This window comes from Vibrio caribbeanicus ATCC BAA-2122 (genome assembly GCF_000165125.1).
Classification (GTDB): Bacteria; Pseudomonadota; Gammaproteobacteria; order Enterobacterales; family Vibrionaceae; genus Vibrio; species Vibrio caribbeanicus.
The window spans coordinates 62481-75060 of record NZ_AEIU01000099.1; the positions used below are offsets into that span (position 1 = coordinate 62481).

Below are 12580 nucleotides of genomic sequence, written 5' to 3' on the forward strand. Positions count from 1 at the left end.
CTTCGGCTCATGAAGGCAAAAAGGGAACTGCCATCCCCAAGTGACCTCTAGGTACTTAGGTGTATACCCAAGTAACTTCAAAATGCAGGATTCAGAGCGATGCCACAGTGGTGAGTTCAAGGAAAATAACGCGGCGTAATAGTCGACTCTTACCAAGTTATTTGACAATGAAATCGGCGCTGTGGCACGCTCCCAAAGGGCGAGTTATCTAGCTTTACATGCTTCGTTACCGATTTTCAATTTAGGTGTCTAGATTTTCAAATCGTTGCCTTGCCTGTAAAGCAAGCTATTCTCGCTGAACCTAGCATCTTGAGGTCACTTGGGTATATATTATTATTTAACCTTTACAGCTCCAGTCCTGGGCTTAGTGTGTCGGGTAGTAAGGTTTCCCCCCCTTCCATCGAAGCCATAGGGTAAGCACAATAGTCCGCAGCGTAGTAAGCGCTGGGGCGCAAGTTTCCAGATGCACCAGGGCCACCAAACGGTGCGTCACCGCTGGCTCCTGTGAGCTGACGGTTACGATTAACAATCCCTGCGCGAATATGATCAACAAAATAGTCCCATTCACTATCATCGGTCGATACCAGCCCGGCCGACAAGCCGAAGCGAGTGTCATTAGCCAATTCAACGGCAGTTTCTAATCCTTGATAACGAACGACTTGTAATAATGGACCAAAATATTCCTCGTCAGGCAGATCTGTAATTGGGGTAACGTCAATGATACCCGGCGAAACGAACGCCGCTTGACCGGCCTTTGCCTCCAGTAAACTCTTCCCGCCTAATGATTGTAAGTTAGCTTGCGCAGCAAGAATAAAATCTGCAGCCGCTTTTGATATCTGAGGCCCCATGAAAGGTGCTGGCTCAGCAAAGGGCTCATCCACACGAATCTTTGTTGTCGCTTCAACCAGTTTATCAACCAACTGATCGCCCTTATCACCAACAGGCACATACAAGCGGCGTGCACATGTGCATCGCTGTCCCGCACTGATAAAGGCAGATTGGATTATGGTATAGACAGCCGCATCAAGCTCACCAAACTTCTCCGAGATCACCATAGGGTTATTGCCCCCCATCTCAAGCGCTAACATTTTTCCTGGTTGACCAGCAAACTGACGATGAAGAATATGTCCAGTATTGGCACTGCCAGTAAAGAGCACACCATCGACTCCTTTGGCTTCGGCAAGCGCGATCCCAGTCTCTTTAGCACCTTGAACAAGGTTAATCACACCTTTAGGTAAGCCAACTTCTTCCCATAGTTTCATCGCAAGCTCACCTGTAAGCGGTGTTTGCTCCGAAGGTTTAAACACCACGGTATTCCCTGCAAGCAACGCTGGAACAATATGCCCGTTTGGTAAGTGTCCTGGGAAGTTATAAGGACCGAAGACTGCCATCACACCAAGTGGACGATGACGGAGTACAATTTGATTCCCTGCCGCTTCACGCTGCGCACCACCGGTGCGATCATGATAGGCACGGATAGAAATCGCGATTTTACCTGCCATTGCAGCAGCTTCAGTGCGAGTTTCCCAAATCGGCTTTCCCGTTTCCTGCGCAATAACCGTCGCTATTTTTTCGCTGTTTTCTTTGACCTTATCTGCAAAGGCAAGCACGATTGCCTCACGCTCAGCAAAACTGAGCTTTTTCCATGAGAGGAAAGCCTCTCGTGCCGATGAAACCGCCAGTCCAACTTGTTCTGCAGTCGCGCTTTCGCCCTGCCAAATGGTTTCATTGTTATATGGGCTCTGAGAAGCAATCGACTCACCTTGGCCTTTTACCCATTCTCCAGCAATCCAATGTGTCATAATCTTTTCCTTAAACTCTTTACAGATTGAGCATGCGAACAAAGTCGCCTTGATTAACTTGCAGCGCCTCAGCGACTTCCGGTGATAGAACGACCGACTCAGATGCCTGATCATAGGAAGCCTTCGCTGCGGTTGCGCGGAAGTGTTCAAACGAGGTATTCGAGATCAAAAAGTCTTGTGAGCTTGCATGAGGAGCTATGGTGACTTTGGCTCGGAATGAGTGGCGAACCGATTCGATATTACGGACTTCACACTCAACCGATGGGCCCCCATCAAAAATATCGACGTAATTACGACACGTAAAACCTTCTTTCTCCAACAACCTCAGAGCCGGTTTGGTATTTTCATGTACTTGGCCTATCACGGCCTGAGCTTCTTTGCTCAAAAGATTGATATAAATTGGCAATTTCGGCATTAGATCAGCGATAAAACCTTTCTTGCCAATGCCTGTCAGATAATCTGCTAACTTAAAATCGATAGAGAAAAAGTGCTCTTCTAACCACTGCCAGAATGGCGAATTACCATTTTCATCTGAAACACCACGCATCTCAGCAAACACCGTTTTAGAAAAACGATGAGGGTGTTCCGCCATCATAAGAAAGCGGCATTTAGACATCAGACGACCATTAAGGCCTTGACGAAATTCAGGGCGTAAAAATAACGTACAAATCTCACTGCAGCCCGTGTAGTTGTTACCAAACGTCAACAGCTTCACTACATTATTGACGCCAAGCTTAGCGGAGGAGTGAACAATCGTACTGATGTGATAAGAATAAAAAGGTACATCCCAACCAATCGATGCTTCGATCCCGGTACAACCAGCGACCTCTCCTGTATTGGTATCAAAACCAACCATTAGGTAGCCCTCATCTCCGGGCTCAGTAACATCGGGTTTAGAAAAACTGTATTCCGAATGGGTGATACGGTTAGTTAAGAGGTCTTTATCCACCGGTAAAGAGGTGAATCCATGACCCGATTCCACTGCACACGTGTGCAATGCATCATAGTCGGACATCGCTATAGGGCGAACAACCAGCATCGTTAGTCCCTCCTGATACTGATTCCACCTGTTGACATCATTAACCGATAGGCAATACCAAACGGAGAAGAGATAAAAACCTCAATCACTGCACTCCATTTCGTTTCCACACCCTACGATCCATGTTTTCAACAGGTGGCGTTAATGTAGCAAGACCAAGCTGCAGCTTGGTCTCAATTCTGATTATTTTGCTAGAGAAGCAATCGCTCTTTCCAGTCGCGCTAAACCTTCATCAATCTCTTCTTTACTAATGACCAAAGAAGGTGTGAAGCGCACAACATTGAGGCCTGCAACCAATACCATTAGACCTTCTTTACCTGCTGCAACCAATACATCGCGAGCACGGCCTTGCCATTGCTCGTTCAATGCAGCGCCCAGTAGCAGTCCTTTACCGCGTACCTCAGCAAAGATGTTGTACTTAGCGTTAATTTTCTCCAATCCTTCACGGAAAAGTGCTTCACGCTCTAAAACGCCCGCCAATGTCTCTGGCTTGCTCACAACATCAACCACAGCTTCGGCCACCGCACAACCAAGCGGGTTACCGCCATAAGTAGAACCATGGGTTCCCACTTTCATATGTTCAGCGAGTTCTGCCGTAGTTAGCATTGCACCGATTGGGAAACCGCCACCTAAAGATTTTGCTGTGCTTAATACATCAGGTGTCACACCAAGGCCTTGGTAAGCATAAAAGTTACCAGTACGACCGTTACCTGTTTGCACTTCATCAAAGATGAGCAGTGCGTTGTGCTTATCACACAATTCACGTACCGCTTGAGCAAACTCTGGCGTCGGAGGAATAATCCCCCCCTCTCCTTGTAAAGGCTCCATCATGATGGCACAAGTACGGTCTGACATATGTTCTGTCAATGCTTCAATATCATTGTATGGCAGATGAGTAATATCGCCTGGCTTTGGACCAAAGCCATCAGAGTAAGCCGCTTGACCACCAACAGTTACAGTGAAGAAAGTACGACCATGGAAACCTTGTTTAAAGGCGATGATTTCAGTTTTCTCAGGACCGAACTTATCCGCAGCATAACGACGTACTAATTTCAGCGCTGCTTCGTTGGCCTCTGCACCCGAGTTAGCAAAAAAGACTTTATCCGCAAAACACAAATCCGTCAGTTTCTTTGCCAAACGCAGTGCGGGTTCGTTGGTCATGACGTTACTAAGGTGCCATATTTTTTGGCTTTGTTCATTAAGTGCATTGACCATGTCTGGATGACAATGACCAAGACAGCTCACTGCAATTCCGCCAGCAAAGTCGATGTATTCCTTACCTTGCTGATCCCAAACGCGAGCCCCTTCTCCCTTAACGGGAACCATTTCCATTGGGTTATAACAAGGTACCATCACCTCATCAAACAGGCCACGTTCTACTTTATTTTCTACAGTCATTGCACATTCCCTCTAGATACCGCATGCATAGCGAATATGGTGTCCTTACTTCTCTATTCAATGAAATAAGATATTGTTTTGCTTTTAAGCAATTACGGCATTGTATTTACAAATAATTAACCATTTCAATAGTGATTTATTCTTTTCCGCCCTGGTACTAGGGGCCAATAGTCACTGTGTTTGCTTATTTATGCATTAGGTAACCAATTTTATAAAGCAATATATTCTTATAGTTACAATAAGCTGTGATTAAATAGGCTCTTGATAGACAAATAAGACAAGACCTATTAGGGGCTGCGCATACTTTTTCACAAAATATTTGCGGCGCAGCTTATGAAAGAAATGTTAAAAAAAGTGATCTAAATCAGGATTTGGCAAAAACAAAAGTGTTAAAGCAATGTGGTTATAGCGGCTTACGTGACAAAAAATTGGCCAAAATCTGATGGCCTTGTTCGGTTTTAATCGACTCTGGATGAAACTGGACCGCATCAATGGGTAAATTTCGGTGTTGATAAGCCATAATTTCATCCATGCTTCCATCGGCATGCTCTGTCCAAGCCGTCAGTTCAAAACACTCAGGTAAGGTGCCATTTTTAACCACTAGTGAATGATAGCGAGTCACCGTCAGAGGATTTTTTAAGCCACGAAACACACTGAGACCGTTGTGTCGTATCGGAGAGGTTTTACCATGCATTACCTGACGAGCACGCACAACTTCACCGCCAAAAACCTGAGCGATGGCTTGATGGCCCAAGCACACTCCCAAAATAGGAAGTTTGCCAGCAAAGTGTTCAATCACCTGCATTGAAATTCCGGCTTCATTAGGGGTACATGGACCCGGTGAAATCACCAGATGGCTGGGATCGAGCGCTTCAATTTCAGCCAAGGTCGTTTGGTCATTGCGCACCACTTCAACATCTGCGCCCAACTGACAAAAATACTGGTACAAATTGTAAGTAAACGAATCGTAATTATCGATAATCAGTAGCATCTTGACGGGCTAGTAAATATAAATTTCCATATTAGGGCGGTATTTTGCAGCAAGAATAGAGAAAGGCAAGCGCAATTGACGAGATAGTTTTGTTTTGTGCTGTCAACAGTGAAGGAGTGAAACTAGAATATCTTCCCCAAACTTACGACACCTGATCGTGTTTCCTCAGTCAATTTTTGGTCAAACGCTTCGAAAATACCTTAAGTTTGATATAGTCAGAGAATAAATCAATCGAACTCGGAGTAAGAATGAAAGCATCATTAATGACCTTGATCTTAGCCTTTGCTCTCGGTGGTTGTTCCAACACTTGGCAAGGCGTCAAAGATGACTCCTCTAAAGTATGGAAAGACACCAAACAAACCATTCATGAAGCGACTGAAGAATAAATAAAAAGCCAGCATTTCTGCTGGCTTTATTATTTGCGTCTGTAGTGTTTACTGCATGTAAGCGTTCAACATCCACATCAGCTTTTCTTGCTCACCAATGTAATCACTCATTAGCGATACCGTGCCTTCATCTTCGGCATCTCCTGCTTGGGCTAAAATTACGCGCTGCTTCTTAATTAGCGAACTAAAGCCCTTTACCAAGCCATCAACACAATCTTTACCTGTGGTTGCATTTTGATGCTCAGCAATGGCACTTTTTTCTAAATACTGGCTGAAGCTATGATCAGGCGTGAAACCTAAAGTCAGAATACGCTCTGCAAGCTCATCAATTTTAGTTTGTAAGTCAGTGTATATTTCTTCAAATTTCTCATGTAATTCAAAAAATTGCTGACCTTTAATATTCCAGTGGTAACCACGAGTGTTCATGTAAAACACTTGGTAATGTGCCAATAGTTCATTTAACTCGTTTGCCAGTGCTTGTGCTTTTTCGTTGTCTAGACCAATTAGGTTAACTTGGTTTGTCATGTTCTTTATCCCCGTGTATCGCGCATATCGCGTTTCGATAAGTTCACTATACCTATCTGCTTAAAATAGTTAAAAGCGTTCATTTCTATAAAATTAATAGGTTTTGACTATCAAAAAGACAGAATGAAGGCATTCCCATAGTAGAGCATCACTACGTACGTTCAAGTGTTTGTTTATCGTAAAATGTCAGCACTGTTCTCTCCGACTTCTACAAATCTTCTTATGGGTAGAGAGATAAAAAAGCCCCTTAGTAAATACCAAGGGGGTCTTATTGAGACAAAGTGAGTTAGTTTACTTCGATGGCGCGGCCCACTCGGCCATTGCCTGCGACTGTACGTACTTTGACGCCAATACCGACCGAAGGCTTGGCACCATCATCATAATTATGCCAATGCGTACCATCGGTAGAATATTGAATCATGACGCCCGGAAATGCCGAGTTTGCGACAAGCTTTCCTGCTTCTATCTTAGCGCCCGGCACAGGAAGACGGTAGTAAACCCCGGCTCTATCAAGTTTGGCAAACTCTTTATAGCCGAGTGTGTTGGCAAAAACGGCCCAATCAGCGTCGCGCGTGGCTGTATCAACATGTTCAGTTCCGCTGAAGCCACCCACATTCGATTTAAATGTCGCAGAAGGATCATATTCAAGCTCCCAAGCCCCCTTTGACCACGCCCGCTCTGCCATGGCAATCAGTCGAGGAAACGCCATGTAATCTTGCTGGCGCGGCGTCCGGATAGTCTCAGACCAAAGATGGCCCTGCATGCCTTTGAATTTTCTAGTCAGTGTTACGCCGCCCTGAGCATATTCCATGGGTGCTCCCATACGATCAAGCAGGGTCTCAGCATTGGCGGGCAAGTTTTCCGGCATAAAACCAAACACTTCTCGCGTATCGGTTTCACGTGAACCCCAGTAGTAGCCTGGCTCTTCTGGATCCACCTCATAAGGAAAATCGAAATAGGTCGTATCTGGGGTCGAGACCACAACTTCATAACCTGTGTTGGCTATGGTATGGGTTTCATCAGCCCCTCCCCAAAAGAGAGTTCCCCATGAGTACGCTGACGTTTTCTCACCAGCCAACAAGTAAGGTTTGATGTATTCACCGTGTTTTAGGCCATCATTCCAAGCTGCGAGGGTTAAACTGTATTTTTCTAATATCCAACTGATACGCTGAATAAAATAAGGGCCGAGATCCTCGACATCATCAATACCATTCCATTCAGCATCGAACATCTTGTGACAGAGTGGTGAATCGACCCAGGCTCCCGCCGTTTCATCGGCCCCGATATGATAATCTCTCAGTGGCTGACCCGCATTACGATGCTGAGTAACGATCTCACCAATCACTTTGTCCATAAAAGCAAAGCTCGACTCCATACATGGATTTATCGTGTTGTTGGTGTAGTTTTGTACCGAAAAATACTCAGTCGTATCATCAGGATCGGTCAATAAATATTGTTTGGCCTTTTGTAAATCGGTCGCGGCAAATTTATTGTATCGCGCCTGCATCGCAACGACAGCGGCTTTGGAATGCCCCGGCATGTCCATGGATGGGATAACTTGAATATTTCGTGCTGTAGCATAGCGAATAATCTCGGCATAATCTTCTACCGAGTAATACTGCTTTTCAGATGCTGCATTGGGGCCAGAACCAAGCTGGGGTAGAAGACAAAGGCGCTCATCAAGATCATGACACCTTTTTGCCCCTATCTCAGTAAGCTCTGGTAAACCTGGAATTTCCAAACGCCAGCCTTCATCATCGGCCAAATGAAAGTGGAATTTATTCAGCTTATAGGCCGCCATTTGATCAAGGAACTTAAAGATTTGCTCTTTAGGCTGAAAATTACGCGAGACGTCCATATGCATGCCGCGGTAGTTAAAGCGCGGGGCATCGTAGTCGACCGTCACCTTAGGTAAATTAGAATCTCCCACCGTGATAAGTGAAGCAAGTGATTGAAGTCCATTAAATACCCCTGCATTATCGCGCCCCACGACAGTAATGCCATTAGCTTCGATAGATAAAGTATAAGCACCTGTCACCTCACGTCCGATAAATGCGGCATGACCAGCATTAGCCATCACTGTTACTTCAACACCAGCACCGGTTTTGCCCCCCAGCTGAGATAAACGCGCATTGACCGCCTCAATCTGGTCGGTACGCAGAGCCCCATTCATCACACGCAGGTTGAGGCCCTCAGCAATACTAATCGCCCCTGTCTTAACACTCATTTCTACCGGCGTTGGCACGATATGGCGCGCAGCGACCTCTTGACCAAGATCGGCCACATCGCGGTTTTTGACAAAGCGTGAGCCTGCTGTCGCAACTTGAGTTTTATCTCCAGAAAAACGTCGCCACTGACCTGTTTCGTTGGGGGTTGCGCTGATCGCGGTTAAAAAACCGGACAAATCTTCAAATCCTGTTTCTGCCTCTTTAACCGCAGTGTTTTGAATCAACTCCCCTTTTAATCCTTTAGAGGCCACATAATAATTAGGCATAAAATCACTGTTAACGATCTGCCAGTATTCAGCGTCATATTCAATCGTCACCGACTGATTTGGCTTTAACCCCATAAATTTCTCAGTCGGCGAGACACGATGTAAATCCCCATCAATATGTGTAATGGTAAAAAGGTCGCCACGTGTATCGAGCACACGATGGATACTAGAGAAATAAAGATCCCAGTCGTTATCAATCGCCTTCGCACTGGTATTGGTTAAGGTGATCTCAGCGCGGTAACAAAAATCCCACGGACACTCAGCTTCTGAATCACTGGGTTGATTGGTTACCAATGAGGTAGAGACATTGAGCGCATCGGCAACCCTTTTCACATCCTGTTGTGTTTGAGCCGATACCCCAGCAGTGGCAAGCGCCAAAGCCATACTTATAGCCGTTAATCTAACATTCAAAACGCAATCCCTTCTTGTTTTTTTATTCCTTAAAACAACTTCAAGCCAAAATAAGAAACCTGGCCTAAGTTGAATGGGCATTCTGCCCATTCATGGTTTAATTTGGCTATTTAGGGGGATAATGAGTCGACTTTCAATTGATTAATTTTCGTTGCGAAATAAATTTCGTAAAACTATGGCACATCGCAAATAACCGATGAGAATTGTCAATAATACCGATAATAATAGTGTGATCTGGTTTTATAAATGTGGCGAATTTGTGGTGCAGCCAGTTAAGAGATAACAAAAGCAACTATACCCAAGTGACTTCAAAATGAGGATTCAGAGCGATGCCATAGTGCTGAACCTAGCATCTTGAGGTTACTTGGGTATACATCATCACAAACTTGTTATTGCTCTATCAATATCAGAACTAATAAGTTGAAAACATTAATAAAAACAATATCATTTTAGAAAATTATATTTATCGCTCTATTTTAGGAATGTTTAATGAAAAAAATACTTTTTGCCATACTGCTGCTTGCCTCTCCGCTCTCTTTTGCTCAAGAAGCCAAAGGGATTATTGAAGAAATCCAGATTTGTGGAACAGGCACAGATGAACATAACTGGGCTAGGACTTTGCAGTTTAAGGTGGATGGTAAGTGGTTTGCTACTTGGGCAGATTACTATGGACAGGATTATGATAACAATATTTCTACATCACTGCTTTTTATGGCTGCTTCGCAAAAGCTATCCGTGCATATCAAAGCTACAGCACCTTGGCACACTTACCAAAAAAAATGTGGTATCACCGATGGAAAGATTTTCCATAAAAGCTCTGGTGATTTTATCCGTATTGTCTACTAACAAAATACCCCACTTCACTTTCAATAGCCTCGCCATAGTTCCGTGGTGAGGTTTATTTTTACCAATCATTAAAATGTACAAACTCTATATTTATTTACTCTATGTTAGGAATGTTTGATGAAAAAATGCTAATACCATTTGGTGTGTGTCCTTTATTGACTATTTAACAGAAAGTTAATTAGCACTTGAGTTCGGCGCGGCAGATAACTTTTGCTTGGATAAAGCAAATAACAGGAAAAATGCTGCGCTTGCCATCCCGGTAGCACTTTGACTAGCTGCTGGCTGCGAATATGTGGCTTGGCAATATTGTCAATCAATAGCCCCAGCCCCATATCCGCCAAAATCATATCTCGTGACAAAATCGGTGAATTGGTCGAGCAGTAGTCTTCAGGGCTAAAGCGTACCTTTTGGCTGTCATTGTATAAGGTAATTTCTCCACCATTGGTGAGTTGATTAATCACAACCCACTTATGCTCAAGTAGTGACTCTGTCGTGACAGGTTTGGCGCATCGATTGAGATAATTTGGCGAGGCATAGACTTCGAGTTTATCTTCAAACAGCTTTCTTGCTACAAAACCGAGCTCGTCCATTGAAGAAACTCGAATGGCCAAATCAATCTGATTTTTTATCAAGTCAACTTTTTCATCACTTATCAAAAAATCAAATTCAATATGCGGGTATTGCTGGCGAAATGTGGTGATGCGCGGCAAAAGCCAGTTATGGGCAATATCATAGGTTGCGGTTAAGCGAATTTTTCCGCGCAGTTGATCTTGAAGTAGTACTTTCTCGGTCATCATCAAAGACTCAAGTACAGACTGAGCCAAAGGCAAAACCTTTTCGCCTTCAGGCGTCACGTTTAGCCTTCGGGTGGAACGCTGTAAAACTCGTACTTTGAGTAGATCCTCAAGCTTGCGAATTTGCTCACTCACTGCTGGTCTACTTATTTGAAGCAAAGCTGCAGCTTTATTAAAACTGCCTGTTTTAACCACAGCAGCGAATACCGCCATCGCTTTGAGTCTTTGTAACTGCACTTATTATTCCGTTTTTCATACCAATTTAATAAGAATTTAGCGCCTTACTGATACTAATAAAAGCCTTTAGACTAAAAAACGTAATAAGGCTCTAGCCAAAATTGATTAAATTGACCTTTGAGGAGAACACAATGTCAACATTTACTAACCTTGAGCAAAATGTATCGGTTATCGACACCCTTTTTTCTAGTCTCGCTGTGGGCGATCTCGAAACCTTTGCCCGCTTATTTGCACCCAATGTGGTTTGGCACCAACCCGGCAACAACAAATTCTCGGGCGATAAGCCGAACTTTGGCGCTATCGGTGAGATGGTCAATGGCATGATGAGTGACAGCCAAGGCTCTTTTTATGTCAAACCCATTGGCAAAGCAATGGCCAACAATGACTTGGTTTCAGTGCCAGTGCAATTTGGCGGTCGAAAAGACATCAACGGCGTACAGCACGAATACGAGATGCCCGGCCACGATTTATTTCGCCTAAAAGAGGGTAAGATTGTCGAAGTGTGGCTTTTTTCTTCTGACCAAGAAGGGGAAGACCGTTTTTGGGGGAAATAAAAACAAACGCGCACACCACAAGGTGTGCGCTGCTATTTATTCACCACTCGTATGGCTCTCTTGAAGCTTAAGCACTCTGCGGGTCGCAACGCATTTATCACCAAACCTTTTGATGCCATCTGCTCTCATACTTGCTGACATTTCATCAATATAGCTGTGAAGATTTTCTTCATTATCAACATAATAAGAGGCAACCACTTTTGTATTGCCCTCTTGTTGCTCTGTATCGGTGTAAATATCGGCTTTAATAAATCCTTGGAATCTGAGCATTTCTTGTATGTGTGGCCTTAGCCATGCCATATATTCGTCAAAAATCTCATTGGAGATTTCAAGGTTCACTTCGTAGAGGATCATTATTGATTCCTTTTTTTCTTGGGTGACAGAGTAAATACAGTGTTACTCTATTTTTACCCAGCATCAAGGACAGAAATTATATAAACCAATGATTTTTATGGTTATTTATTGATATTTTTAATTCTAGATAGAGAGAAATAAGATGTTTGGTGGATTTCCCTAACAAGAAGAAAAAAGAAAGGCACCTTAATACGGTGCCTGTCCTTTATTTATTTTGGTTTGTTTTTATTTATTTTTTGGTTCTTTGTTTGGGTATCTCTCAATATAGAAATCTAACGCATCATCAAAGTTATTGCTTATATTATGAAACAAATATCCAGTCTTGTTATCTATTCCATAATACCCAACGTAATTTCCTTTATCAGATATGACCTTACCTAGGATAAGCACATTGTTTTGCCCTAAACTATCTATTTCTAGATCAAAAAAACTCTTATTTTGATGAGTATTATATTTTTCTGAGACTTCTTTATTAAAAAGAAGTAAATAGCTTAACATACCTAGCTCCAAGACTAACTTTGGATCTCGATCATTTTTTCCGATTTCATTATTATGAAAAATTATTTTTATTAATATTGCATTAGATTTATCTAGATATAACGCTTTATCTATGCATACACCCATCTCAGAAATAGAGCAACTATTAATATACTCACTAAGCTTTGGGATATCTAGCACCTTGTAGCCAGCAAATGACCTAAAAGTACCTAAAAAAAATAACATCGCAATTAGTAATATTTTCTTCATTT

12 protein-coding genes are annotated in these 12580 nt (G+C 43.3%); 3 read left to right on the forward strand and 9 right to left on the reverse strand.

The window, feature by feature from the left end; genetic code table 11:
* Nucleotides 1-344: 344 nt before the first annotated feature.
* The 4 genes from astD to RH40_RS17215 form a co-directional block, all read right to left on the reverse strand.
* A complete protein-coding gene (astD, locus tag RH40_RS17200; protein ID WP_009602951.1) occupies nt 345-1802 on the reverse strand; it encodes a succinylglutamate-semialdehyde dehydrogenase in 1458 nt (485 codons plus the stop codon).
* Between the two features lie 19 nt (nt 1803-1821).
* Nucleotides 1822-2841, reverse strand: a complete 1020-nt coding sequence (gene astA, locus RH40_RS17205; RefSeq protein ID WP_009602952.1) for an arginine N-succinyltransferase — start codon at nt 2839-2841, stop codon at nt 1822-1824.
* Between the two features lie 183 nt (nt 2842-3024).
* Nucleotides 3025-4239 (reverse strand): aspartate aminotransferase family protein, encoded by a 1215-nt coding sequence (locus RH40_RS17210; RefSeq protein ID WP_009602953.1) that lies wholly within the window; start codon nt 4237-4239, stop codon nt 3025-3027.
* A gap of 403 nt (nt 4240-4642) precedes the next feature.
* On the reverse strand, nt 4643-5230 hold the full coding sequence (locus tag RH40_RS17215; protein ID WP_009602954.1) for an aminodeoxychorismate/anthranilate synthase component II: 588 nt from the start codon (nt 5228-5230) through the stop codon (nt 4643-4645).
* Between the two features lie 248 nt (nt 5231-5478).
* Here RH40_RS17215 and RH40_RS17220 point away from each other — a divergent pair, with 248 nt between their 5' ends.
* On the forward strand, nt 5479-5616 hold the full coding sequence (locus tag RH40_RS17220) for a hypothetical protein (RefSeq protein WP_009602955.1): 138 nt from the start codon (nt 5479-5481) through the stop codon (nt 5614-5616).
* 48 nt (nt 5617-5664) lie between these two features.
* Here RH40_RS17220 and RH40_RS17225 read toward each other — a convergent pair whose 3' ends face one another.
* Together RH40_RS17225 and RH40_RS17230 are read right to left on the reverse strand one after the other, a co-directional pair.
* Complete coding sequence (locus tag RH40_RS17225) at nt 5665-6141, reverse strand: Dps family protein (protein WP_009602956.1); 477 nt, start codon at nt 6139-6141, stop codon at nt 5665-5667.
* A gap of 286 nt (nt 6142-6427) precedes the next feature.
* Nucleotides 6428-9046, reverse strand: coding sequence for a beta-N-acetylhexosaminidase (locus RH40_RS17230; protein ID WP_039954907.1), 2619 nt, complete (start codon nt 9044-9046; stop codon nt 6428-6430).
* A 489-nt stretch (nt 9047-9535) separates the two neighbouring features.
* Between RH40_RS17230 and RH40_RS17235 the strand changes: the two genes are divergently transcribed.
* Entirely contained in the window at nt 9536-9892 is a 357-nt protein-coding gene (locus RH40_RS17235) for a hypothetical protein (protein WP_009602958.1), read from the forward strand.
* A 152-nt stretch (nt 9893-10044) separates the two neighbouring features.
* Here the strand turns inward: RH40_RS17235 and RH40_RS17240 are convergent, their stop codons facing one another.
* Nucleotides 10045-10923, reverse strand: a complete 879-nt coding sequence (locus RH40_RS17240; RefSeq protein ID WP_009602959.1) for a LysR family transcriptional regulator — start codon at nt 10921-10923, stop codon at nt 10045-10047.
* A 131-nt stretch (nt 10924-11054) separates the two neighbouring features.
* Between RH40_RS17240 and RH40_RS17245 the strand changes: the two genes are divergently transcribed.
* Nucleotides 11055-11477, forward strand: coding sequence for a nuclear transport factor 2 family protein (locus tag RH40_RS17245; protein ID WP_009602960.1), 423 nt, complete (start codon nt 11055-11057; stop codon nt 11475-11477).
* Between the two features lie 36 nt (nt 11478-11513).
* Here the strand turns inward: RH40_RS17245 and RH40_RS17250 are convergent, their stop codons facing one another.
* The gene (locus tag RH40_RS17250; RefSeq protein ID WP_009602961.1) at nt 11514-11831 is read right to left on the reverse strand and encodes a DUF4286 family protein; all 318 of its coding nucleotides are present in this window, start codon (nt 11829-11831) and stop codon (nt 11514-11516) included.
* 225 nt (nt 11832-12056) lie between these two features.
* Complete coding sequence (locus RH40_RS17255; protein WP_009602962.1) at nt 12057-12578, reverse strand: hypothetical protein; 522 nt, start codon at nt 12576-12578, stop codon at nt 12057-12059.
* Nucleotides 12579-12580: the final 2 nt, after the last annotated feature.